This is a genomic window from Bordetella genomosp. 13 (assembly GCF_002119665.1).
Taxonomy (GTDB): Bacteria; Pseudomonadota; Gammaproteobacteria; order Burkholderiales; family Burkholderiaceae_B; genus Bordetella.
On sequence record NZ_CP021111.1, the window covers coordinates 266708 to 290425 of the forward strand.

The 23718-nt window shown below is 66.6% G+C and carries 19 protein-coding genes; 7 read left to right on the forward strand and 12 right to left on the reverse strand.

Annotated features, from left to right (window positions below; translation table 11 throughout):
- Positions 1-121 precede the first annotated feature (121 nt).
- A complete protein-coding gene (locus tag CAL15_RS01235) occupies positions 122-6988 on the reverse strand; it encodes an autotransporter outer membrane beta-barrel domain-containing protein (RefSeq protein WP_157666568.1) in 6867 nt (2288 codons plus the stop codon).
- A gap of 395 nt (positions 6989-7383) precedes the next feature.
- Here CAL15_RS01235 and CAL15_RS01240 point away from each other — a divergent pair, with 395 nt between their 5' ends.
- The 3 genes from CAL15_RS01240 (at position 7384) to CAL15_RS01250 (ending at position 11207) form a co-directional block, all read left to right on the forward strand.
- Positions 7384-8172 carry a response regulator gene (locus CAL15_RS01240; RefSeq protein ID WP_086076965.1) on the forward strand — a complete coding sequence of 263 codons (789 nt, stop codon included), beginning with the start codon at positions 7384-7386 and terminating at the stop codon, positions 8170-8172.
- 49 nt (positions 8173-8221) lie between these two features.
- On the forward strand, positions 8222-10210 hold the full coding sequence (locus CAL15_RS01245) for a sensor histidine kinase (protein ID WP_232468090.1): 1989 nt from the start codon (positions 8222-8224) through the stop codon (positions 10208-10210).
- A gap of 91 nt (positions 10211-10301) precedes the next feature.
- Positions 10302-11207, forward strand: a complete 906-nt coding sequence (locus CAL15_RS01250) for a LysR family transcriptional regulator (RefSeq protein ID WP_086076966.1) — start codon at positions 10302-10304, stop codon at positions 11205-11207.
- Positions 11208-11215: 8 nt separating this feature from the next.
- Here the strand turns inward: CAL15_RS01250 and CAL15_RS01255 are convergent, their stop codons facing one another.
- Both CAL15_RS01255 and CAL15_RS01260 read right to left on the reverse strand, forming a co-directional pair.
- A complete protein-coding gene (locus CAL15_RS01255; protein WP_086076967.1) occupies positions 11216-11680 on the reverse strand; it encodes a RidA family protein in 465 nt (154 codons plus the stop codon).
- A 50-nt stretch (positions 11681-11730) separates the two neighbouring features.
- Positions 11731-12477 carry an SDR family NAD(P)-dependent oxidoreductase gene (locus CAL15_RS01260; protein WP_086076968.1) on the reverse strand — a complete coding sequence of 249 codons (747 nt, stop codon included), beginning with the start codon at positions 12475-12477 and terminating at the stop codon, positions 11731-11733.
- 252 nt (positions 12478-12729) lie between these two features.
- Here CAL15_RS01260 and CAL15_RS01265 point away from each other — a divergent pair, with 252 nt between their 5' ends.
- Complete coding sequence (locus CAL15_RS01265; protein WP_086076969.1) at positions 12730-13359, forward strand: hypothetical protein; 630 nt, start codon at positions 12730-12732, stop codon at positions 13357-13359.
- A gap of 44 nt (positions 13360-13403) precedes the next feature.
- Here CAL15_RS01265 and CAL15_RS01270 read toward each other — a convergent pair whose 3' ends face one another.
- The 5 genes from CAL15_RS01270 to CAL15_RS01290 all read right to left on the reverse strand — a co-directional run bounded on the left by CAL15_RS01270 (position 13404) and on the right by CAL15_RS01290 (position 17483).
- Positions 13404-13844, reverse strand: coding sequence for a hypothetical protein (locus CAL15_RS01270; protein ID WP_086076970.1), 441 nt, complete (start codon positions 13842-13844; stop codon positions 13404-13406).
- A gap of 168 nt (positions 13845-14012) precedes the next feature.
- The gene (gene argE, locus CAL15_RS01275; RefSeq protein ID WP_086076971.1) at positions 14013-15191 is read right to left on the reverse strand and encodes an acetylornithine deacetylase; all 1179 of its coding nucleotides are present in this window, start codon (positions 15189-15191) and stop codon (positions 14013-14015) included.
- A gap of 21 nt (positions 15192-15212) precedes the next feature.
- On the reverse strand, positions 15213-16190 hold the full coding sequence (locus CAL15_RS01280) for a LysR substrate-binding domain-containing protein (RefSeq protein WP_086076972.1): 978 nt from the start codon (positions 16188-16190) through the stop codon (positions 15213-15215).
- A gap of 187 nt (positions 16191-16377) precedes the next feature.
- On the reverse strand, positions 16378-17049 hold the full coding sequence (locus CAL15_RS01285) for a DUF1028 domain-containing protein (RefSeq protein ID WP_086076973.1): 672 nt from the start codon (positions 17047-17049) through the stop codon (positions 16378-16380).
- Positions 17050-17069: 20 nt separating this feature from the next.
- Positions 17070-17483 (reverse strand): RidA family protein, encoded by a 414-nt coding sequence (locus tag CAL15_RS01290; protein WP_086076974.1) that lies wholly within the window; start codon positions 17481-17483, stop codon positions 17070-17072.
- Positions 17484-17714: 231 nt separating this feature from the next.
- On the opposite strand from CAL15_RS01290, the gene CAL15_RS01295 reads away from it, so the two are divergent.
- From CAL15_RS01295 to CAL15_RS01305, 3 genes are all read left to right on the forward strand, one after another.
- The gene (locus CAL15_RS01295; RefSeq protein ID WP_086076975.1) at positions 17715-18740 is read left to right on the forward strand and encodes a polyamine ABC transporter substrate-binding protein; all 1026 of its coding nucleotides are present in this window, start codon (positions 17715-17717) and stop codon (positions 18738-18740) included.
- 101 nt (positions 18741-18841) lie between these two features.
- Positions 18842-19696, forward strand: a complete 855-nt coding sequence (locus tag CAL15_RS01300; protein WP_086076976.1) for an ABC transporter permease — start codon at positions 18842-18844, stop codon at positions 19694-19696.
- A 1-nt stretch (position 19697) separates the two neighbouring features.
- Complete coding sequence (locus tag CAL15_RS01305; protein WP_086076977.1) at positions 19698-20519, forward strand: ABC transporter permease; 822 nt, start codon at positions 19698-19700, stop codon at positions 20517-20519.
- A gap of 94 nt (positions 20520-20613) precedes the next feature.
- Here CAL15_RS01305 and CAL15_RS01310 read toward each other — a convergent pair whose 3' ends face one another.
- Genes CAL15_RS01310 through CAL15_RS01325 form a run of 4 tightly spaced genes read right to left on the reverse strand, consistent with a single transcriptional unit; the run spans position 20614 to position 23716 of the window.
- Entirely contained in the window at positions 20614-21573 is a 960-nt protein-coding gene (locus CAL15_RS01310; RefSeq protein WP_232468092.1) for a 2-hydroxyacid dehydrogenase, read from the reverse strand.
- Positions 21574-21586: 13 nt separating this feature from the next.
- A complete protein-coding gene (locus CAL15_RS01315; RefSeq protein ID WP_086080862.1) occupies positions 21587-22075 on the reverse strand; it encodes a type II 3-dehydroquinate dehydratase in 489 nt (162 codons plus the stop codon).
- 11 nt (positions 22076-22086) lie between these two features.
- The gene (locus CAL15_RS01320; RefSeq protein WP_086076979.1) at positions 22087-22704 is read right to left on the reverse strand and encodes a glutathione S-transferase; all 618 of its coding nucleotides are present in this window, start codon (positions 22702-22704) and stop codon (positions 22087-22089) included.
- 13 nt (positions 22705-22717) lie between these two features.
- Entirely contained in the window at positions 22718-23716 is a 999-nt protein-coding gene (locus tag CAL15_RS01325) for an NAD(P)H-quinone oxidoreductase (RefSeq protein WP_232468093.1), read from the reverse strand.
- Positions 23717-23718 lie beyond the last annotated feature (2 nt).

Sequence of the window (23718 nt, forward strand, 5' to 3'; positions counted from 1 at the left end):
CCGCAATACGACTGCTCTCGATGTGCGCGAACAGTACGAACGCCAATGCGTGCATCGGCACCGCTTCGAGAGCAGGTTCTGCTGGGTCAATTAACTATCAGGTGGAGCAGGTCACCGGCCCCTAGAACCGATAGGCCATCTTCAGCGATCCCGAATGACTGCTGCCTCGGGACGCCAACTCGCCGTCGTACTGCAGCCTGAAGTCCAGCCTATTGGCGTGCGTCACCTGGAAGCCCGCGCCGATGCGTCCGACCACATTGTCGGTGGGCATCGTGGTGGTGAAGCTTCCCGCGCTGTCCGGGGCGCCCGCGAGTCTGGACCTGGTTTTCCAGCCATCCTCCGAAAGCAGAGACACGCCTGCGTAGGCAAACGGCCGCAACACGGCGCCGCGCGGCAGCTCGCTGCGTCCGCCGACTTCCAAAGTGGGGGCAAGGCCGAACACCATCTGATCGCTGCTGGCGACCTTGAGATGCAGGGCGTCACCCGACTCCTCATAGCTCGACATCCTCGAGTAAGCCGCGTCCAGATCCACATAGGGCTTCACGTAGACGTTGCCGTCGGTGAAGGTCCTGGCCACGCGTATACGCGCGCCGAAGCTGTACACATCGGGCTTGCTCGTGGCTCGCGACTTGAAATTGGGAATCGCCAGATTGCGATTCAGGTCGTACGACCCATAGCCGCCGCCCAGCGCGCCCGAAATCGTCCAGGGTCCGGCTTCGCGCTTGAGCACCAGACCGGCATACCCCGTGTCGCCAGAACCGGTGACGCGACGATCGTCGCCACGAAGATGCGAGTTCTGGTAGGCGAATGAGCCGCCCAGATACCAGTCCGGCGCAATCCGCCGCTGGCCGCCCAGCTGGTACGTGACGCTGTCCAGCGAGAATCCCGACGCCCCGTTGCCGCCGTCTTGATTCGAATTGCGCGCTGTGATCTGCCCCCAGACGCAATCTTGCTCCTTGGTCATCGGGCCGTCGCCCACGAACGTCGGGCAGGACATCATCGCGCCGGTGAAGCGCGCCATGCCCAGCTGCATTTGCGCGGCGGGCGCCAGCGCGACGCCGGGCGACAGGTCCGACAGGCGATCCTGGTACGAGCGAGCCCCTTGCCGCGAGGCCGCGTCCAGCACCGCGTACAGCTTGGCAAGCTCGGCGGACCCGCCTTGATCCCAGTCGCGTTGCAGGTGGCTCGCCAGGTTCGTCGCGTTGCGCTTCAACTGCATCGAATCCGCGTTGAAGTCGGCGCCGACGGAGCGCACATAGGTCGTGCCGCCATCCTGGCGCGTCTCGTAGTCGACCACGGGGGAGTCCGATGCGACCAGGGCGCCGGTCTGGACGCCGTTGACGTTCATTACGGCCAGCTCCCGATTCGGCAACAGCGCGAGCGGCGCCACGAGCAACTTTCCATCCAGGGCGGCAGGTCCGTCGATGGTGAGGAAATCGGATGCCATCTTGTCGAAGTCCGCCCCCACCTTGAGGGTGCCTTGCGCGGATTGCGTGTAAGTCGTGTCGAAGGTCGTCGCGATGAAACGGGTACGGTCATAACCCCAGTGAGTGCCTTCGCGTCCGCCCAGCGCAACCAGGCCGTTGTTCTGCAGCGATGCCCCTACGTATTCCCGGCCGGACGAAAAGGTGCCGGTATTCGTCATCCCGCCGCCGTTCTGGTAGACGTTGCCCATCAACAGGCCGGCGTTGTCGATATTGAGCAGGCCGGTGGTGGCCCAGACCGCGGTGTCGCCGGTCACCGAGCCGGTGCTGGCGATGGTCATCATGCTATCGGCCGCGCTGTCCGTCCATATGGCGGTTCCTGCCTCGGTGGCGGATCCGCCGGTGACGCTGCCGTCGATGGCGAGGGTCACACCGTTTCCGTTCGCGCTCTGCGCGAAGATGCCGATGCCATTGACCGCCGTTGACGAGACGATCGCATTGGCGCCGACAGTGACATCGACAGTGGCGTAGCTGAGGAATTCCGAAACGCCTGATCCCGCATAGACGGTATTCCCATCCGCCGCCAGCTTCAGGCCGCCGGCGCCGCTGACGCTTTGCGCCAGGATGCCGATCGCGCCGGCGCCCGAAACGGCGATGATGCCGTTGTTGGTCACCGAGACGTTGCCGCCTTGCCCGTTGCCCCGGGATATGGAACCGGCCTGGCTCGCATCGACGGTGAGGGTGGGCGAGGTGCCTGGCAGGCCGACCAGGCCGCCGCCTCCGCCCACCGATTGGGCGACCAGGCCATGCGATCCGGTTCCGGTTGTCTTGATCCAGCTTTGTGCGCCAAGACTCGCGGTCACCGTGCCGCCGTCAGCCTGCGCGCCGGGCTCCGGTGTACTGCCGAAAATGCTGGTGTCGATCCCGGCGGTCGCCTGTTGATTTTGCGAGTTGATCACGATCCCGCCGCCGCCGCCCACGCTTTGCGCGAGCACCCCGAAGGCGTTATTGCCCTGCGTCGTGATGCGCAGGGCGCCGTTGTCTTGCAGCGTCACGGCGCCGCCGTTGCCTTGGCTCGTATTCCGGGCTTGGCCGGTCGACAGCTTGATGGCCGGTATGGGATCGTCGGCAACGGCGACCCGCACGCTGGTTCCCGCACCCGCGAAGCCGCCGCCACCGCCCACCGATTGCAGCACCGTGCCGAACGCCGCTTCGCCCCGCGTGCCGATGGTCGTGATATTGGCCGGGGAGCCTGCAGCGGTGGAGAGGAGGACCGAGCCGCCATTGCCGGCGCCCCCGCCCGATCCACCGTAGCCGACGCCGACGGCGAGGGTGCCGAAAAAGCCGTCTGAGCCATCCGCGGCATGGCCGCCACCACCGCCCACGCTCTGCGCGTAGATGCCGGCCGCGCCATATCCGCTGGTGGCAATCGATCCGCCATTGAGCGCCGTCGTCACGCTGCCGCCGGTCGAGCCCTCGCCACCATCGCCGCCTACGCTGTAGTTGGCATTCAGGTCGACTTTTGTCGGATCGGCCCAGCCCGAGCCGGTGGCGAAGGCTCCGCCTCCTTTACCGCCGCCGCCGCCGATGCTTTGGGCAAATATTCCCGTGGACCAATCGCCCGCGGTGGTGATCGTGCCCGTGGGATCCAGGTTCACCGTCACCGAGCCACCGGTATTGCCGGGGCCGCCCGCCCCCCCGACCGATACGTCAAGATTGAGGTTGAGCTGATAGTTGGGCGGCGTCTCACCCAGGAGTTTTTGGTAAACATCCTGGAGCACGTCATTGGCGTCGACCCGCCCATCGAGGATGGACACGATGGGATTGTCCGCAGAGCCATCCGACCCGGCCGATCCACCCTGCCCGCCGCCACCGCCGATGGATTGTGCCTGCACGCCCGCGGCGTCGCCGCCGTAAGTGGCGATGGCGCCGCCGACCGTCACGCCAACGGCGCCTCCCGCGCCGCCGGCTCCGCCCGTCTTGCCCACTTTGATGTCGATCGAGGGCGACACGTGCTTCGCTATGCCAACGAAGTTATACGAGCCGCCTTGTGACGCACCTCCGCCGCCGCCGATACTCTGCGCCAGCACGCCCATGGCGCCGGATCCCGCGGTCTGGATCTGTCCCGTGGGCAAGACCTTCACCTGAACCAGGCCCCCATCACCGCCTGCGGCGCCCGTAGCGCCCAAGCCGATGCCCACCGTCAGGATGGAGCCGGTGCCGAAATCCTGTGTGTTTGCACTGCCGAAGCCGGCGTTGCCGCCCCCGCCACCGATCGATTGCGCGGTTATCCCGTTGGCATAATCGCCGTAGGTCGCGATAGTGCTGTTCGGGGTGCCGGCCGCATCAGCCATGAACGTGGCTTGCCCGCCGGATACATTGATCAATCCCCCAAGGGCGCTCCAGACGGAATTGCCGTTGCCGCCGGCGCCGCCGTCCGCGCCCACGGCCACGGCCACATTGAGGGATAAGGAACTCGCTCCTTCGGGCACCGTACCGCCGTAATCCAGCGCAGCGGCCAGCGACGACGAGTCGCCGCCCGCGCCGCCGCCGCCGCCGATGCTCTGGATCAACACACCATGCGCGCCCTGGCCCCGGGTTTCGATCTGTGCGCCATCCGCGGCGGCAAAGGTCACGTAGTTGCCATCACCGGCGATACCGCCAGTGCCGCCGACCGCGACCGAAACAGGAATCGAAACCTGTGTGCCGGCTTCATTCACCGGGATCCCGATTGCCGCCGCCTTCGCCGTGGCATTACCGCCTAACCCCCCGCCGCCGCCTATGCTTTGGATGAGGGCGCCGAACGAATCGATGGGCTGCGCGTTCGCCGCCAGGCACGGGTCGGCGCAGGTGCCGTTGACCAGCCGCGAGGTCTGGCCAGTCCTGATGCTGCCGCCCAACATTTGAGAGCTGACGATGCCGCCGTGGCCCCCGCTGCCGCCTTGTCCGCCCACCGCGACGGCGACCGTTTCCAGCGGGCCGACACTGTAAGCGAACGCCTGCCCGCCCGTGCCGCCGCCACCGCCGATGGACTGGCCGACCAGGCCTGCCGCCTTCGTTCCCTGCGTGACGATATTGGAATTGTCCAGGTTCAGCACGACGGACCCGCCCGTGCCACCGTCGCCGCCCGTTGCGCCAATGGCGACCGAATGGAAAATGCCAAGGCTGCTGGCATTGCCGCCATTGCCGCCGCCACCGCCGATGGATTGGCCGACGAAGCCGTGCGCGTTGTCGCCGCCGGTAGTAAGGGCCATGTTGGTGGGCGTACCGATCACTTCGCCGCCTGAGCCGCCTTTGCCGCCGGTGCCGCCGACGCTGATCAACCCTTGCGTAGCGCCGCCCGCGCCGCCGCCGCCACCGATCGATTGCGCCAGGACGCCTATCGCGGACAGCCCCGTGGTGGTGATGGCCCCGGATGCATTGATGTTCACGTTGTTGGCATTGGACTGGAACGGATTGGTGTCGGCATCGCCACCCAGCGAAACGCCCAGGCCGCCGGCGCTTCCCGCCGCGCCGCCGCTGCCGCCTATGGACTGTGCCAGGATGCCCATCGCCATGGTGCCGCTGGTGCGAATGGCGCCGGTGTTCGTCACGGTAATGACGCCGGATGAACCGGCGGCGCCGCCCGTGCCGCCTTTGCTGTAGAAAATGCCGTAATCGACCGCCCCGGCGCCGCCCGCGCCCGCCAGGGACTGCGCCATGATGCCCACCGAGTCCGTGCCGGCGGTCGTTATCGTGCCGGCGTTGGCCACCGTTATCGAGCCTGCCGAGCCACCGTTGCCGCCACTGCCGTCGACGCCGCTCAACTGGCCGTTGCCATTGCCGCCGTTGGCGCCGGCGCCGCTGGCGGTTTGTGCCAGGATGCCGACGGAGCCTTGCCCCTGCGTCGATATGGACGTGTTCGAGTCCGTCGATATCGTCACCGCGCCCGTCGAGCCGCCATTGCCGCCGTTGCCCCCCTTGACGTCCGTCCCTGTAGCGGACGCGGCTGTGCCGCCATCATTGCCCAGGTTCTGCGCAAGGATGCCGAAGGCGTTTGCGCCCCGCGTGGAGATCGATGTTCCGGCGAGGGTCACGTTCATCGTTCCGGTGGAGCCGCCGGCGCCGCCATCGCCTCCCGAACCGCCGCCGATCGTTCCGGTGAGCGTGCCGCCGTCGGCCCCCAGTCCGCCTTGCAACACCGCATAGATGCCATGGGAGTCGTTCGCCGTGGTGGTGATGGCAATGGGCAGGGCCTTGCTGCCCGTCAACTTGACCGTCAAGCTGCCGGCATCGCCACCGCTGCCGCCATTGCCCGCGTTGCTGCTGCCCAACCCCAACGCATCGCCGCCGTAGTAACCGCCCGCGCCGCCCGCACCGCCGACTTGCGAGGTCTGGATGCCCGAAGCATGGTCGCCTGTGGTGGACAAGGTGATGGGGACATTGTCCGTGGTGACCCATACGCCCGCGTCGCCGGCCTGACCTCCAAGGCCGCCATTACGATCGTGATAACTGCCGCTGTTGAACGTGCCGCCGCCGGCGCCGCCGCGCGCTGAAACCAGCAACGCCGGCAACTGGCTTCCCGCCGTTGAAACGCTCGCGTCCGTCACGTTGATCTGCAAGGGAACCTGCGAGCCGTTGATGCTGCCCGCGTTGCCGCCATTGCCGCCCAAGGTGTCGTCTTCGTCGGCCAGGCCATTGCCGCCATTGCCTGCCAGGATGATGGCTGCGACGCCTGCCCCGGGAGCTGGCGGCGTGCCGCCCTGGGTGACGGTGATGTTGCCGCCGCTCAGCAAAGTGACCCTGGCGGTGAGGTCCCTCGCGGCGCCGATACCGGCCGCACCGCCATTACCTAGGCCCTTTTCAGTCGAATCGCCGCCTTTGCCCGACGTGGACTGGGCCAGGACGCCATACAGCGCGGACGAGGCGGTCGAGCCGTCGGCCCAGGTCCAATCCAATGCGACATTGCCGGAATTCGTGACTGACACATTGCCGCCGCCGCCGCCCATGTTGTTGCCGCCGTCGTATTGATCGGCGCCATTGCCGCCGCTGCTGGACGCCAGGATGCCTGCGTAGCGTCCCGTTCCAGCGAGGTTGACCTTGATGTTTCCCGTATTGACGATGGATGCCCCCGCCGACTGGCCGCCGGCCCCGCCAGGGTTATGGTCGTCCGTGGTGCCACCACCGGCGCCGCCCTGGCTTAGCGCGGCCACGGCCGCGCCGCCCGCAACCGTGACGTTGGCCAGATTGATGCTGACGTCGCCATGATTGGTCACCGACAGGATCTCGGTCTGCGATCGGCCAGCCACGCCGCCGTTGCCGCCATAGTCGCCGTTGCTGCTGCTGGCGGCATTGCCGCCCTGCATCTGGGCGAAAAGCCCGTACAGGCTGCCGCCGCTGACGATCGAACCGCCCGCGGACTGCAGCGTCAGGTTGCCCGTGTTGAGCACGGTCAGGCCTTGCGTATCGATACCGGTCAGCGTGCCGTCCGGATTGCCGCTGCCGCCTATCGACAAGACCTCCAGCGCGGCCTTCGTTGAAGACCCGACCGTCACCGTGATGTCCGCGCTGGAACTTGCGTTCATGGGCGGCACGGGATTGTAGGATCCGGCTTGGAATATGACCGTTTCCTGGGATGTGCCTGACGTGCTGCAGGACAACCCGCCACTGCTGCCGCCGCAGTTGTATGTCTGGCCAGACGCCGCGGCTCCCAGAAAGGCGCCGGCAATCGCGGCTGAGAGAGTGGTCACGCGAAGGTAAGCCCGGCGGTTGGTCATGCAGTCTTCCGGTTATCAAGAGAGCGTTGAGGTAGGCTGACGCAGCATAAAAAACTTGTGCAACACTGTATGTCCCCAGAACTGAGGACATGACGGAGCGGGCCGATGAAGGCAGACTCCCCGCTCATGCCCGCAGCGGGCCTCATTCCAGAGAGCCGGTGCGCCATGTTGGATATGGACCGAAGCCGTCCGACGATCATTCGATGCGAAAAAAAGACACTCAACAAAGGTCTGAACCGGCGGCGCGAACTCCCGACACGAACGAAGCGTCGCCGCTTGCGAGCAGCGCACCGGCAGCCGAAGGCAAGCCTATACGTGTAGCGACGGTCGAAGACGATGCGGTTTGCCTGCAGGCGTTGGCGCACGCCGTGGAGACCGCGCAGGGATTGAGCATGGTGTGGATGGCAGCCAACCGGCGCCAGGCGTTGTCCCTGCTGCCACGCCAGCCGCTCGACGTGCTTCTGGTGGACCTGGGCTTGCCGGATGGCTCCGGCCTGGATGTGATTGCCGCGGCGCGGCAAGCGTGGCCTGACTGCGCGGTGATGGTAAGCACGATTTTCGGGGATGAGACGCACGTTCTGCGCGCCATCGAAGCGGGCGCGATGGGCTATGTGCTGAAGGACTTGAGCGCGCAGGAACTGGTCGCGGAAATCCGCAGCCTGCATGCGGGAGGCAGCCCGATCAACCCGATGGTGGCCAGGAAGCTGCTGTTGCGACACAGCGCGCAGGCGTCGCCCGTCGAAACCGTCGAGGCCGTCGAGGCCGTCGCCGTCCCGGCTTGCGCGCCCGTTGTATCGCCGTCGGCGCGCGAAGCCGAGACGCTGCGCCTGGTCTCGCGCGGCTATACGGTGGACGAAGTCGCCAGCGCTTTGGGCGTCTCGCCGCACACCGTGCAGACCTTTGTCCGGCGTATCTATACCAAGCTGCAAGTGAAATCGCGGGCCGAAGCGGTGCGCGAGGGCGCGCGACACGGGTGGCTGAGTGAGGATTGAGCTGACTAGGGCGGCGTGGCCTGGGCTGGCCATTGGCAGTTGGGGCGCCGTGCTCAAGGCCATGCTTGGCTTTTTTCTGCTCGCTGTCTGCGGACTGGCGCGAGCCCAGTCGCCCGTGCTCCATATCACCGAAGCGCAGATGTGGTCGTCATCGAGCACCACCTGGATGCAGCCGGCTTCGATGGCTGAACTGGACGCCGGGGACAGCGCCATGAATGCTGCCGACGCCGATTGGCAGCCGATACGGCTGCCGCATGCCCGGCCGCGAGCGTCGTGGCCGCGGGCTGCGCAGGGATTGGCGCACCGTGCCGAGGTGCAGTGGTACCGCATGCACATTCCTGCCACGGCCTTCATGACGCCGCAGCTGCGGCTATACGCAGCACGCTGGCAGGCGACCGGCACGCTGGCGGTATACGTGAACGGACAGCGCGCCTGGCAATCGCGTGGCGACCGCGCCTGGAACAATTTCAATCATCCTTTATGGGTCGATGTGGGCGGCTTGCTGCAGCCGGGCAAGGATGCGTGGGTGTATGTGCGCATGGCCAACCAGCCGAACACGGGCGGCGCGTTGTCGTCGATGTGGGTCGGACCGACGGCCGACTTGTTGCCGTCCTGGCGCTGGCGCACTTTTCTGCAGACGGCGCTGCCGACCTATTGGCGTGGCTCTTTCCTGCTGCTGGGATTCTTTGCCTTGGGCATCGCCGTCTGGCTGCGCACGAACCGCCGTCGCGATGCCAGCCTGGCGCCGGCCGGCGGCGCGTGGCCGTTCGCGCTTTTCTTCTGCATGGCGGTCGCGCAGGCGCTGGCGGCATTCCTGTTCCTGGTGGACGACGCGGGCCTGGCCATGAGCTTCGCCTGGTTCTCCTGGATGACGTTGGTGGGCATGCTCACCGTACCCGTCTGCGGGTTTCATTTTCTTGGCATGGTGCAGCATCGTCCGCGCCCGCGCTTGGGCCGCGCTTTGGTGGTGTACTGGGCCATTGTCGTAGTCGCGACGCTGCCCTATTGGTGGACAGAGCGTCCTGGGATTCTGGCGGTGCAGCGCCTGGCAATTTTGCCGCCGGTGCTGGCGCAGATTTATGCAGCCATGGCCAACGCCTGGCATGAACGCAGCCGCGCCAATATGCTGCTGGCCGCATGGGGGCCCGTGTCGTTGCTGATGGCGTGGCATGACCTGCGCATGCAGAGCTACAAGGCGGACGTGGAAGGCATTTACCTGACGCCTTATGTGAATCTCGGCTTGCTCACCCTGTTCGTGTATGTCGCGTTCACGCGCTACACCCGTGCGCTGGCCGTGGCTGCGCGCGCCCGCGCCGTGCTGGCCGAGCAATTGGCCGCGCAGGAGCGCGAACTGGTCCAGGCGCATGAGCGGCTGCGCGTCGCCGAGCGCGAGCAGACACTATTGAACGAGCGTCAACGCCTGATGCGCGAGATGCATGATGGCGTGGGGTCTTCTCTGATGAGCGCGCTGCGCCAGGTGGAGCTGGGGCGCACGCCGCTCGATATCGCTCAGGTTCTGCGGGAATGCATCGACGATCTGAAGATCGCCATCGATTCCTTGGAAAGCACCGATGCCGACCTGTTGGCCTTGTTGGGGGCCTTGCGCTTTCGAATGGGACCTAGGCTGACAGGAGCCGGGATCGCGCTGCGTTGGCGGATGAGCGACCTGCCGCCGCTGCAGTGGCTCGACGCGCAAAGCGCCCTGCATGTGCTGCGTATCCTGCAGGAGGTGCTGACCAATATCGTCAAGCACAGCGATGCGACGGATATCACCGTGACCGCCGCCGAAGCTAAGGCGGCCACGAGTGGCGTGGTGACCGGTGTGTGGGTGTGCGTACAGGACAATGGCCGACCGTTCATGCCGCCGCCTCCGGAGGTGGCATTGCCAGGCCGCCGGGGCGTGGCCAATATACGTAATCGCGTGGCGGTACTGGGCGCGCGGTGCGCCTGGCAGCCGCTGTCTGGCGGTACCCTGTTCAAGTTGTGGCTGCCCTTGTCCCGGCACTGCGGTGAGGAGCAGCACGATCTAAGCAACTGAGGTGCCCAGGTTCAATTCTTTTGAGTTCTTGACCGGGGGCTGGATGGCTGCGACCGAGGCCGGCCATCCGGCCTTTCACGCAGGAGCCCGCATGACCCGCCACTTTGACGATCTGCAACTGGGCAGCATCGAGATGTTCTGCCTGGCCGCGGAACTCAGCAGCTTCACCGCGGCCGCGAACGCGGCAGGTGTCACGCCGGCGGCCGTCAGCCGCAGCGTGTCGCGGCTGGAGGCGCGGCTGGGCATACGGCTTTTCGTGCGCAGCACGCGGCATATCCGGTTGAGCGACGAAGGGCGCGCCTACTTCGATCAGGTACGACCCGCCATCGCGCAGCTGGTCGACGCCGAGCGGCAGGTGGGCGGGCAGGACGCGGCCGGAAGGCTGCGCATCAGCTTGCCTACGCCCTACGCGCATTACCGCGTCCTGCCGCTGTTGCCGGCGTTTCGGGACAAGCACCCCAACGTTGACGTCCATGTCCATATCAGCAACCGCAATGTCGATTTCGCCGACGACGGCTATGACCTCTCGGTGCGCGGGCGAGCGCCCGACGATTCGGCGCTGATCGCGCGCAAGCTGGAGGATGCGGAACTGGTGGTGGTCGGGGCTCCGGACTATCTGCGCAGACGCGGCACGCCGCAGACGCTCGAGGATCTGGCCGCGCACGACTGCATCCAGTTCGACCGGCCGAGCAGCGGGCGCCGCATTCCGTGGACCTTCCGGGTCGATGGCGAATCCGCCGACATCCTGACCGACGGGCCTTATGGCACGGGCGAGGACGTGCTGGGCGGCGTCACGCTGGCGCGGGCGGGCGCGGGGCTCTTCCAGACGTATCGCTTCGTGGTCGAGGCCGATCTGCGCGAGGGCGGGCTGACCGAGGTGCTGCAGCAGCATGGCGGCAGTACCCGGCCGTTCGTGCTGCTGTACCCGCACGCCCGGCACGTGTCGCGCCGCGTGCGGGCGTTCGTCGATTTCCTGGTCGACCAGTTGGGGGACTGAGCGCGCGCTCAGACGCCTTTGAGCTGCGCGATCGCCACCAGGATGACCGCCGCATTGCCCGGCTGTTGCGCGACCGAATTGGCGGTGCGCGCATGGCCGGCCTTGTCGCCGAGCACACGGGCAAACAGGCCCGATGCGCCGTCCAGGACCGCGGGCTGGTCCAGGAAGCCAGGCGCGCTGGCGACGTAGCCTTCGACGCGGACGAGGTGATCCAGCCGGTCGAAGCCGCCGGCGTGCTGGCGGATCTGCGCCAACACGTTCAGCGCGGCCAGTTCCGCGGCCTGCCGGCCCTGGTCGACGGTCAGCTCCGCGCCGACGCGGCCCTGCCAGACGACCCGCCCGTCGCGCAGCGGCAACTGGCCCGAGATGAACAGCAGATCGCCCGCCTGGCTCGCGGCGGTGTACTGCCCCAGGGGCTGGGGCGCGGACGGCAGGCTGAGGCCGAGTTCGGCCAATTTGGCTTCAATGGACATGATGGGTATCCCGGTGCGCGGAACGCCGCGGGGGGCGTTCCGTCTGGGCGCTACCAATGGCCGGCGGCGGCGCCGCCGTCGACCGGAAGGATCGCGCCGGTGGTATAGGCCGAATCGGTCAGGTAGGTGACCGCACCGACAATGTCTTCCACCTTGCCCATGCGTCCCGCCGGCTGCAGGGAATTCAGGAAGCCGAACGTGGCGGGATCGTGCATCGGCGTCTCGATGATGCCGGGCGCCACCGCATTGACGCGGATGTTCTTGTCCGACAGTTCGATGGCCAGCGCCCGCGTGGCGTGATTCAGGCCACCCTTGATCAGCACGGGCAGCAGCGCCGGCACGCGGCTGCTGGGCTGCATGGCGATGCTGGCGGTGATGTTCACGATATGGCCGTCGCGATGGTCCGCCATATGTGCGGCGGCCTGTTGGGTGATGTGGAAAAAGCCCTTCAGGTTGGTGTCGATGATGCGGTCCAGGTCATCGCCGGTGTACTCGCCCAGGGGCTTCGGGATGAAGATGCCGGCGTTGTTGATCAGCACATCGATGCGGCCGAAACGCTCGGTGGCCTGGCGCACGATCTCGCGGGCGGTGCTGGCCAGGGCGATGTCGCCGGCAACCGCAAGGAAGCGGTCGGGAAGGCCGAGGTCGTCCTGGCGCAAGCGCCCGGCCGCCGCATCGAGGCCTTGCTGGCTGCGGGCATTGCCCACGACGTTGTCGCCGCGGCGCAGGTAGGCCTGCGCCAGGGCAAATCCGATTCCGCTGGACGCGCCCGTGATCACTACAGTCTTGTTCGACATTTCAATTCTCCGGTTTGGCATTTGGGGGTTGCCTGCGCGCTCAGACAGTGAGACGAACTATAGGAGGCGGCGCGCGGGCGATAAACGCCCTCGGAGGAACATGACTTGATACGTTGTGGAACAGCGGCCTGTCGCCCCGAACGACAGGCGCGACTTCATGGTATCGCCAGTACCCGTATCCGCAGTGGACTTGTTGGGGCGCCAGGGCAGCACAACAATGCGGCCTGCATTCATCCCGACAGGAGCACGTCCATGCGAATTTCGTTTCTGCACACAATCGAAAGCAATCAGGCCGTATTCGACGCCGTGGCCTTGCAAGAGGGATTGACTGCGACGCGCCATGCCGTGCGCGCTGACTTGCGGCAGGCCATCGTTCAACAGTCAACGCCGAGCGCCGACATACGGCGCCAGATTCAAGATGCGCTGGGGGCGCTGGCGATGGACGCCGACGCTGTGATCGTCTCGTGCGCCATCCTGGGTCCCGCGGTCGATGCCATCCAGGATTTTCCAACTCCTGTCATCCGGGCCGATATCGCGCTGGCCGACGCGGCAGCCCGCGGGGGCAAGGACATTGTCGTCCTCTGCGCTGTCGAGTCGACCATCGAGGCCAATGAAGCGCTGTTCGGACGCTACGCCGCCCAGACCGGATCCCGCGTGACGGTGCTACTGGTTCCCGAGGCTTGGGACCTGTTTCAGCGCGGCCAAGCCCAGGCATGCCTTCAAGCGTGTGCGCAGGCCGCGCAAGACGCCTATGAACACGGGGCTGACGTGGTGGCATTTGCCCATCCCTGGATGGCGCCCGCCGCGCAACTGGTGAGTGGCGAGCGTCGGCCCATGCATGGCGCAGAGGCGGCAATCCGTGCCGCTGGCAAGAAGAACTGAAATGCCCGGCCTCCACATCCAGTGAGGCGCGATTTCCATGAGGCTCACGCAGCGCGACGGTACGACACCCGTTCGTTCAGCAGGGCGTTGTAGAAGTCCGTGGCCGCCTTGTTCTGCTTGAGCAGCGTGTTGCCGTCCTGCAGCAGCCCTGGTATGCGGTGACATCGCTGCACGTCTTCATAATGCGTGACGAACTGGTCTCCGAACGTGCGCTTGATGATGTTGGCGTCGATCATCTCGCGTTCGCAGCATCGCGCCACCAGCTCGAGCGTGTTGACGGTCTTGATGATGTCGTAGGTGACAGGCCGGACGGGATCGATCGATTTCAAGGCGGCCACGTGGTCCCACAAGGGAACCAGAAGCTGCCGCTGCAGCAGCTGCTTCTGGCCCAGGTATACCTGGTATGCCACGACGATGGCGATGGTCGCGGCAATGGCGGACAGTACGGTTGCCGCGTCGCCTGCCGATATCGGAGAAGTGTCCATGATCTTTCCGCTCGCGGGGTCGGTGGGTGACGACTATTGGAATACGAGGTCTGCTGCGGAGTGATCATACGTCGAAGGCGACGGCGTCCAGGGGCCTAAAAAGGACGATGGAGAGGTGTAGGCTGTTGGGCCGAGTCGCTTGCCCGGCGCGGGCCGCGCGCGAGGCGCTCAGACTTGGCAGAGATACTCCGTCAGCCGCGCCAGCATCAGGTCGCAGGCCTCTATCTGCGACACCTCGACATATTCGTCCGCCTTGTGCGCCACTTCGATGCTGCCCGGCCCGCACACCAGAACGGCGGTCTGGTTCCATTGCTGGCGAAACAGCCCGCCCTCGGTGCCGAAGGCCACTTTGGTCAGGGGCGTGTCGGCCGGCAGCAGCGACGCAAGCAGGCTGACGGCCGGGGAGTCTTCCGGCGTGGCCAGACCCGGATACGCATTGACCAGCTGCACCTGGGGCGGGACGGCGTCGGGCAGCGCCTGCGCATCGCGCATGCGCGCCCTGGTCAGTTCGAGAATGCGGTCCAGGATCTGCGCGGGCTCGTCTCCGGCCACGTTGCGGATCTCGAAGTTCACCTCGCAGTCGGACGGCACGATATTCAGCGCCGTGCCGCCGCGTATGGTGCCGGCATGCACCGTGGTGTAAGGCACGGCATAGCCTTCTTCGCGCGCGCCGTGGCTGGCCAGGTCCTGCTGCACGTCGCGCAGCGCGTCGATCAGGTCGGACGCCGTGTGGATGGCGTTCACATAGCGGGGCGCCAGGCCCGAGTGCCCGGCCTGGCCGCAGCATAGGGCGCGATAGGCCGCCTTGCCCTTGTGGCCGGTGCCGATCTTCATCAGGGTGGGTTCACCCACCAGGCACAGCGACGGTGCGGGCCGCATGTCCGCCAGCGCGCGGATCAGGTGACGCACGCCCACGCAGCCGATCTCTTCGTCGAACGACAGCGCCAGTTGCAGCGGCCGCCTCAGCGGCTGGCGCGCCGCGCGGATCATGGCCATGACGGCGCAGGCCACGAAGCCCTTCATGTCCGAACTGCCGCGGCCGTAGATGCGGCCGTCGCGTTCGGTGGCCTCGAAGGGCGGAACGGTCCAGGGTTGGCCTTCGACGGGCACCACGTCGGTGTGGCCCGACAGCATCACTCCGGGCACATCTGTCGGGCCGACCGAGGCGTGGAGGTTGCAGCGCGACGCGTCCTGCGGATCGGGAACCAGCATGGAAGCGATGCCGGCGTGTTCCAGCAGCTCTTGCACGCGGGCCATCAGGCCGGCGTTGGGCTTCAGCGTGACCGAGGGAAAGGCGATCAGCTCGCGCAGCAGGTCGAGACTGGACGAAGGACAGGCTTGGCTCATGAGGACTCGGGAGGGCTGCAGTCAGGACGAGGAATCGGCCGACATGCCGGCCATGTAGGGGTCGAAGAAGCTGGCGGCGCTCATGCCCGGGATGTATTGATCCGAGATATAGGCGCGGCAGCGCTGCATGAATGCCTGGGCCAGGCGTGAGGGTTTCATGGGCTTGTACGTGGCGATGCCCAGCAGCATGGGGCGGTGTTCGCCGGCCAGTCTCAGGCGCACCACCCGCTTGCCGTCCAGCGACTGATTGGATTTCGGCCGCACGTTGAAGAGTGTGTAGCCGATGCCGTTGGCCACCATGGATCGCACGACGTCCTCGGAGCGCGAGCGTGCCACGACGTTGGGTTCCACCCCGGCCTTGGCATAGATCGACATGAAGTATTCGCGGCTCATCGGCAGATCGAGCAGCACCATGGGCTGCGGCGCCAGTTCGTCCAGCGTGACGGCAAGCTGCTGGGCAAGTGGATGCAGCTCGCTGACCAGCACGTGCGGAGGCAGGTGCGCCAGCATCTCGAAGCCGATCTCGTCGCCCAGCTGCAGGTCATAGGTGAGGGCGACGTCGATCTCGAGCGTTTGCAGCTTGCCGATCAGCTCCTGCTGGTCGCCCTCGATCATGTGCAGTTCCACTTTGTCGAAGGCGCGCGAGAAACCGAAGATGACCTCGGGCGCGATCATGGCCGCGAGCGGGTGAAAGCATCCCACGCGCAGCACGCCCTGGATGGTGTCGCTGGACACCGAGGCGACTTCGTACAGGCGCGAGGCCCGTTCCAGCAGGTCTTCGCATTCCTGCATGACCTGCGTGCCGAGCGTCGTCAGCGCGAGCCCCTTGGAGGGATGGCGCACGAACAACTGCACGCCCAGTTCTGTTTCGATGTGCGCGATCGCTGCCGAGATGGAGGGCGGGGAGATATGGATCTGGGCGGAGGCCGACGCGATGCTGCCGTGCTTGGCAGTGGCGACGAAGTACTCCATCTGGCGCAGCGAAATGCGATTGAGCATGGTCCGATGAGAGAAAGCGGGATCGATTGGCAGCCTGGGGCTGGCGAATCGGACGTGCGAAGGCGATGTCTGTGTCGACGGTGCCGCGCGGATCCGTGATCCCGCAGTGTATTCACGATGCCCGTGTAACGGGGCGCGATGTCACTCAGTGTTTCTCCGGTGGCCCTGCATGCTCGCGCAAGCGCTGTCACAGGTCTCCGGGCACGCCGAAGCTGGGTGCGGCGCGCGGATCTTTCGCGCGCGTGATGTAGTCCTGCACCTGCGGTTCGTAGACCTTCCACACCTGATACAGCGCCTGGACGGGATCGTCTTCCACCCAATCCAGGCGCAGGTCCACGATAGGCCAGTCCATGTCTCCGTACACCAGCAGCCCGGCGGAGTGCACCGGGCCTTCTTCGCCGCCGGCGGCCTGTCCCGCAAGCATCGCCTGCATCAGGCGTTCGGCCAGCGGCCCCTCGGCGCGGTCGAACGCCGCCAGCATGGCGGCGGGCACTTCCAGCGAGGCCAGCATGTTGCCGGCGCAGGCCGCGTGTTCGCCGGCGGCGCTGGCCAGCGTGCCCAGGGCACTGGCCCCCGTGTACACCGCCGGCGCATTCGCGGCGTCGATGGCCATGAGCTGGCGGTACGCGATGAACGGACGCCGCTGCAGCTGCGCCAGCGCCTGTTCTGGCGTGTGGCCGCCTGCCATCAGGTCCAGCGCCAGGGGACCCAGGGCCGGGTCGGTGATGTTCTGGCTGACCGCCGCGCCCACGCCCGCGCGGGCGCGGATACAGCGCGAGGCAACGGCCGGCGAGGAGGACGAGACCGCGGCGCCGAACTGGCCGGAAGCGGGGCAGCGCGCGATGATCGAGAAGGTCATGGATAGGGCCTTGGCGCGGATCAGTCGGGGATGACGGCGGTCGCGTCGATCTCGACCAGCCATTCGGGGCGGGCCAGCGCCGACACCACGATGCCGGTGGAGACGGGATACACGCCCTTCAGCCAGCGGCCTACCACGCGGTACACGGCCTCGCGGTAGCGGGGATCGATGATGTAGATGGTGATCTTGCAGATGTGCTCCAGCTCGCCGCCTGCCTCTTTCAACAGCATGGCGATATTGGCCATGGCCTGCTCGGCCTGGCCGGCTGCGTCGCCGATGCACACGCTTTCCGAGGTGTCCAGGTTCTGGCCGATCTGCCCGCGCAGGAACACGGTGCTGCCGCGTGCGACCACGGCCTGGCACAGGTCATTGTCCAGATTCTGTTCGGGATAGGTGGCCTTGGTGTTGAAGGTGCGTATGCGGGTGTGTTTCATGGTCGCCTGGAAGAAGGATTCGGGCGGCCGCCGCGGCGCCGCAATGCCGCGCCCGGCGGCCGGCCCACCGTCGAGATGTCTGCCATCGTCGGCCGAGGCGGCGGCGACGCCTATTTGTTTTTTCCGGGGGAGGCCTAAGGAAAAGGCGACTTGGCCCCTGGATGCGCCTCTCCCATCATCTGCGCTCAAGTCGGACGATCCGGCACGTCTACACAACACAAGGGGTTTGCAATGATTCGAAAGCTCGTGTCGGCCGGTGTGCTTGCCGCCGCCATGTTCGCCAGCGCGGCGTCGGCCCAGGACGCGCTGGTGGTCAGCACCTGGGGCGGCAGCTTCCGCGACCTGATCGACGAAAACATCGGCAAGGAATTCACGCGCCAGACCGGCGTGCCGGTGAAGTACATCACCGGCGGCACGATCGACCGCCTGAACAAGGCCAAGCTGGCCACCACACCCGAAAGCGACATCACGTTCACCACCTCGCACATCGGCTGGCTGTACGCCGACGGCAACCTGTTCGAGAAGCTGGACACGGCCAGGCTGTCGAACTATTCGCACTTGGTCGACCAGGCCAGGATCAGCCCGTACCACATCGGCAGCTGGGCCTACGTGTACACGATCGGCTATCGCCCCGATCTGGTGCCGCAGAGCATCAAGTTCGACAGCTGGAACGACCTGTGGAACCCGGCCCTGAAGGGCCGTCTGTCGTCGCCTGACTTCGATCCCAGCCACATCATCACCGTCTCGGCCATGCTGTCGGGCGGCGATGCCGCCACCTGGCAGAAGGGCGAGGAAAAGCTGAAGGCGCTGAAGCCCAACTTCAAGGCCTTCTACACCAATGACGCGAACAGCCAGCAGCTGATCGCCACGGGCGAGACGCCGGTGCAGGTCCTGCTGTCGATGAATGCCTATTACATGATCGGCCAGGGCGTGCCCATCAAGGTGGTGATGCCCAAGGAAGGCGCCGTGCTGGGCGTGGACACCATGGGCATCATGAAGGGCAGCTCGAAGATCGACCTGGCCTACAAGTTCATGGACATCGCGCTGTCGTCGGAAGTGCAGTCCAGGATCGTGGCCGCCAAGAAGGCAAGCCCGGTGGTGGACAACGCCAAGGTGTCCGCCGAGGACGCGGCGCTGCCCGGCGTGTTCACGACCAAGGCGCAATGGGACACCCAGGCCATCGTCATCGACCACAAGCTGCGCGCGGAGAAGACGGCCGAATGGCGCAAGTGGTTCACTGAAAACCTCATGAACTGACGGCACGCGCCCACCCCGCGCCGGCGTCCCGGAGGCTTTGCCGCCGCCGGGGCGCTAGCGTTTTACCGAACAGAAGCAAAACGGACGAAGACGGTCGATCTATGGATGCGCGCTCCAGGCTGAGAGGATGGCTGGTCTCGCCAGCAAGTTTCATTGCGCTATGCATCTGCGTGGCGATGGCCACGGTACTCCAGTACAGCGTGCGCGCCTTCATACCGGGTTCGATGGACGTGGGCGGATTCACGCTGGCGAACTTCACCGGGCTGGACAAGCCGATCTACCTGGATGCCTTCGCCAACACGCTGCTGCTGAGCATCGAGACGACGATCTTCTCGCTGCTGCTGGCCTATCCGCTGGCGTACGCGCTGGTGCGCGTGCGCAACCGCTTTCTCAAGTCCTTCATCCTGATCGTGTCCATCACGCCGCTGTTCCTGGGCGAGATCGTGCGCACGTACTCGTGGATCATCGTCCTGGGGAACAATGGCTTCATCAACACGGTGCTGCGCAAGCTAGGGGTGATCGAGTGGCCGCTGAACCTGATGTTCACGCACCTGGGCGTGCTGGTGGCGCTGGTGCACGTGACGATACCCGTCGTGGTGATGATGCTGGCCACCGGTATTTCCCACATCGACCGCGACTACGAGAAGGCCGCGCAAAGCCTGGGGGCGGGGCCGGTCCGCACGTTCCTGACTGTGACGCTGCCCCTGTCGATGCCCGGCATCATCGCGAGCGTGACGACCTCGTTCGCGTGGACGTTCAGCGCCTTCGCCACGCCGCAGATGATCGGCGGCGGGCGCGTGCCCACCGTCTCCACGCTGGTGTACCAGCTTGGTTTCTCGTCCATGAATTTTCCGCTGGCCGCCAGCCTCAGCGTGGTCGGCCTGGCGCTGACGGCCGTCTCGCTCGTGCTGCTGGGCCGCGCGACGCGCCGGCTCAAGGCCATGGGAGGCCACTAGCATGAAGATACGCAATACGCTGCCCCTGCCGCTGCGCGTGGCTGGCCCCACGCTGATCGTGCTCATCCTGGCGTTCCTGCTGCTGCCGGTGGTCGTGGTCACGCTGGCCTCGTTCAACGACAAGGCCTTGCTGACGTTCCCCCCCGCGACCTGGTCGTGGCGCTGGTTCGAGCGGGTGTTCACCTATCCGGACTTCAAGCAGGGCTTTCATGCCAGCATGGTCGTGACGATGTGGTCGTCGCTGCTGGCGCTGGCCATCGGCACCGCCCTGGCCATCGCAGTGAAGCGGCTGCAGTTTCCGGGCAAGGAACTGCTGCAGGCGATCCTGCTGTCCCCGCTGGTGATCCCGCATTTCACCCTGGGATTGGGACTGCTGATCCTGGTGGCGCAGGTGGGCGTCGAGCGCGGTTACGCCATCGTGATCCTGTGCCACGTGATGCTGGTGCTGCCTTTCGTGATGCGCAGCGTCTACGTGTCTATGGAGAACCTGGACGAACGGCTGGAGCAGGCGGCCGCCAGCCTGGGCGCGTCGCCGTGGCGGGTGCTGTTCACGGTGACCGTGCCGCTGCTGGCGCCCGGCCTGTTCGGCGGGTGGCTGTTCGCCGCCATCATGTCGTTCAGCGAGTTCACCGCCTCGTTGTTCATCACCACGCAGGCCACCCAGACCTTGCCGGTGGCGATGTACAACTATGTGCGCGAGTTCGCCGACCCCACACTGGCCGCGCTGTCGGTGGTGTACATCGCCGTGACGGCAAGCCTGCTGACGCTGGCCAATTACTTCCTGGGACTCGGCAGGATCCTCAACATCGAAGAGAACCGCTGACGGGCCGGACAACGACAGAAAGGGCGGGATCCCGCCCTTTTCTTCGTTTCCGTCGGCCGGCGTCCGCCATGGCGGACGCCGAGGTCGCGAGGCATCAATATCCGCGCGCGGGATCCACCTGGTTGGCGGGCGCCTCGCCCCGCGAGACCCGCAGGATGTTGTCGGCGATCTGGGTCGCTGCCGACGAAGGAATGGCCACGGACGCGAGGTGCGGCGTGATCAGCACATTCTCCATGCCCCACAGGGGATCGTCCGCCGGCAGGGGTTCGCGCTCGAACACGTCCAGCGTGGCCGACCCGATATGGCCGCTTTGCAGCAGCTGCGTCATCGCGGCCTGGTCCACCAGTGCGCCGCGCGCCACGTTGATCAGCGCCGCGCCGCGCGGCAGCCGTTCCAGCCGTTCGCGGCCGAGCAGGCCGCGGGTCTGCGGCGTGAGCGGCAGCATGATCACCAGGATGTCCGCCTGGCCCAGCACGGTGTCCAGCGTTTCCATGCCGGCATGGCACTGCACGCCCTCGATCTGGCGCTGGCTGCGCGACCACCCCAGGACGGTGTAGCCCTGGCGCCGCAGCTCGCGCGCGGCATAGGCTCCCAGCTCGCCCAGGCCCAGCACGGCGACGCGAGTCTCTTCGGGCGCGCGAGGATGCCGATAGGCCCACTGGCCGCGCCGTTGCGCCTGCTCGAAGTACGGAATCTCCCGGGCATGGCGCAGCGTGGCGAACAGCACGTAGCTTGCCATCATGCGGGACATGTTGGGATCGGCGATGCGCGTGATGGGCACGCCGGCGGGCAGGTCCTTGCGGCCGACCAGCGAGTCCACGCCCGCGCCCAGGTTGACGATCAGGCGCAGGTTGGCCATCCGGTCGAAGAAGCCTTCCGGCGGCTTCCATGTCAGGACGTAATGGACGTCGGCGGGGTCGATCGCCTCGCTCGCATGCACGATGCGCAGCCGCGGCAGCTTTGCACGCAGGGCGTTCTTCCAGGTGGCGTAGTCGTCGAACTGGCTGTAGAAGACCAGCGAGCCGGCATCCATGGCGGTATCGGGGGCGCTCATTTCGGCGTGGCCCTCACGCTGTCCGGCGGATCAGGCGCGACATGGCTTCGATGGCCAGTTCGTAGCCCTCTCCGCCCAGTCCCGCGATCACGCCGTCCGCGGCCTTCGATATGTACGAGTGATGGCGGAAGCTTTCGCGCCGCCAGATGTTGCTCATGTGGACCTCGATGATGCGGCCGGGAAAGGACAGCAGCGCGTCCAGGAGCGGAATGGAGGAGTACGTCAGCCCCGCGGCATTGATGATGATGCCCTGCGCCTGCCCGCGGGCTTCCTGTATCCAGTCGACCAGCTGGCCCTCGTGGTTGGACTGCACGAAGTTCAGCGTCATCCGCAGGTCGGCCGCCTTTTTTTCGCAGCGCTGCCGCAGTACGGGAAAGCTCTCGGACCCATAGACCTGGTTGGCATCCAGGCCATACAGATTGGCGTTGGGGCCGTTCAGGAACCAGACGGTGGCCGGGCCCGCATCGCCGGCCGTGGATCGAGTATCGGTGGGAGCATTCATGGTGCGCAATCTCAGGCTTCGTGGGGGATGGTGGCCTGCATGGCGGGCAGGGCCTGGAACGCTTCATTCCAGCGCGCCGCCCGCGGATGCTCGCGGCGCCAGTCGAGTTCGGGAAAGCGGAAGTCCAGGTAGCCGAGCGCGCAGCCTATCGTCACTTCGCCGATGGTCGGGCTGCGGCGGGCCAGGCTGCCGGCCATGGCTTCGATCGCTTCCAGGCCGGCCGCGACCTTCACCAGCTGCGCCTCGCGCCACGCGGGCCACTGCCATTCGGCGGGACGCGCGGTGCGTTCGTAGCGTGCCAGCAGGGCCGCGTCCAGCATGCCGTCGCCCAGCGCCTGCAACGTCAACGCCTGCCAACGCGCGTCGCCGTCCGCCGGGAAGAGATGGTCGTTGCCGGCCAGGCTGGCCAGGTATTCGCAGATGACGCGGCTGTCGTACAGGGCGCGGCCGTCCGCCAGGATCAGGGTGGGCACCTTGGCCAGCGGGTTGTGCTCGGCAATGCGCGCATCGCGCCGCACGGGGTTGGCGGCGCTGTCCAGCCACTGGATGCGGTCGTCGACGCCGCACAGGTGCGCGCAGGCCATGACCTTGCGCACGTAAGGGGATGTCGGGGCGTAGAGCAGCTTCATCAGGGGTCCTCGCTCAGGGCGTGAGCACGATCTTGCCGAACACCTCGCCGCTTTCCAGCAGGCGATGCGCGTGCGCGGCCTCGGCCAGCGGCAGCAGCGCATGGATGCGCGGGGTGACGCGGCCGTCGGACACCAGCGGCAGCACGTGCCGCGCGATCGCCGTCGCCATGCGCGCCTTCTCGGCCGGGCTCTGCGGCCGCATGGTGGACGAATGCAGGCTGAGTTGCTTCTGCATCAGCGTCAGCAGATCGATGTCCACCGTCGAGCCCTGCAGGAACGAGAGGCTGACGTGGCGTCCGCCAAAGCCCAGCGCCTGCAGGTTGCGGCGCACGTAGTCGCCGCCGACCATGTCCAGCACCACGTCCACGCCCCGTCCTGCCGTAAAAGCGTGGCAGGCGGCCACGAAGTCGGTGTCGCGATAGCAGATGGCGTGCGAGGCGCCCATCTCGCGCAGCGCGGGCAGGCGCTCCTCGCGGCCCGCGGTGGCGATCACGCGGGCGCCCGCCGCGTGGGCCATGCGTACCGCCAGTGTGCCGATGCCGCCGGCGGCGCCGTGTATCAGCACGGTTTCTCCTATGCGCAGTCCGCCCAGTTCGAACAGGTTGTGCCACACGGTGAAGAGCCCTTCGGGCAGGGCTCCCGCCGAGGCGACGTCCAGCTGCTCGGGCACGGGCAGCGAATGATCGGCGCGCGCGACGCACCACGGCGCATAGCCGCCGCCTGGAAGCAGGCTCATCACCCGCTGGCCCCGCAGGGCCTCGGATACGCCCGGGCCGCAGGCGATCACCTCGCCGCATGCTTCCAGGCCCAGCACGTCCGTGACGCCGGCCGCCGGCCTGGCCAGGCCTTGCCTCTGCATGATGTCGGGCCGGTTGACGCCGGCGCTCAGTACGCGCAGCAGAACTTCTCCGGGACCCGGGACGGGCACGGGCCGTTCGGCCAGGGCGAGCACGCCGGCATCGCCTGGTTCGCGGGCGATGACGGCTTGCATGGTGGTGGGTGGAGTGTGCATGG

Coding starts and splice junctions, on each gene's coding strand:
- CAL15_RS01255 (WP_086076967.1), bottom strand. CDS start 11,680: ATGTCCATTGAAGCCAAATTGGCCGAACTCGGCCTCAGCCTGCCGTCC.
- CAL15_RS01295 (WP_086076975.1), top strand. CDS start 17,715: ATGATTCGAAAGCTCGTGTCGGCCGGTGTGCTTGCCGCCGCCATGTTC.
- CAL15_RS01285 (WP_086076973.1), bottom strand. CDS start 17,049: ATGACCTTCTCGATCATCGCGCGCTGCCCCGCTTCCGGCCAGTTCGGC.
- CAL15_RS01315 (WP_086080862.1), bottom strand. CDS start 22,075: ATGAATGCTCCCACCGATACTCGATCCACGGCCGGCGATGCGGGCCCG.
- CAL15_RS01310 (WP_232468092.1), bottom strand. CDS start 21,573: ATGAGCGCCCCCGATACCGCCATGGATGCCGGCTCGCTGGTCTTCTAC.
- CAL15_RS01325 (WP_232468093.1), bottom strand. CDS start 23,716: ATGCACACTCCACCCACCACCATGCAAGCCGTCATCGCCCGCGAACCA.
- CAL15_RS01235 (WP_157666568.1), bottom strand. CDS start 6,988: ATGAACGCAAGTTCCAGCGCGGACATCACGGTGACGGTCGGGTCTTCA.
- CAL15_RS01320 (WP_086076979.1), bottom strand. CDS start 22,704: ATGAAGCTGCTCTACGCCCCGACATCCCCTTACGTGCGCAAGGTCATG.
- CAL15_RS01240 (WP_086076965.1), top strand. CDS start 7,384: ATGCGAAAAAAAGACACTCAACAAAGGTCTGAACCGGCGGCGCGAACT.
- CAL15_RS01305 (WP_086076977.1), top strand. CDS start 19,698: ATGAAGATACGCAATACGCTGCCCCTGCCGCTGCGCGTGGCTGGCCCC.
- CAL15_RS01300 (WP_086076976.1), top strand. CDS start 18,842: ATGGATGCGCGCTCCAGGCTGAGAGGATGGCTGGTCTCGCCAGCAAGT.
- CAL15_RS01270 (WP_086076970.1), bottom strand. CDS start 13,844: ATGGACACTTCTCCGATATCGGCAGGCGACGCGGCAACCGTACTGTCC.
- CAL15_RS01250 (WP_086076966.1), top strand. CDS start 10,302: ATGACCCGCCACTTTGACGATCTGCAACTGGGCAGCATCGAGATGTTC.
- CAL15_RS01260 (WP_086076968.1), bottom strand. CDS start 12,477: ATGTCGAACAAGACTGTAGTGATCACGGGCGCGTCCAGCGGAATCGGA.
- CAL15_RS01280 (WP_086076972.1), bottom strand. CDS start 16,190: ATGCTCAATCGCATTTCGCTGCGCCAGATGGAGTACTTCGTCGCCACT.
- CAL15_RS01290 (WP_086076974.1), bottom strand. CDS start 17,483: ATGAAACACACCCGCATACGCACCTTCAACACCAAGGCCACCTATCCC.
- argE (WP_086076971.1), bottom strand. CDS start 15,191: ATGAGCCAAGCCTGTCCTTCGTCCAGTCTCGACCTGCTGCGCGAGCTG.
- CAL15_RS01265 (WP_086076969.1), top strand. CDS start 12,730: ATGCGAATTTCGTTTCTGCACACAATCGAAAGCAATCAGGCCGTATTC.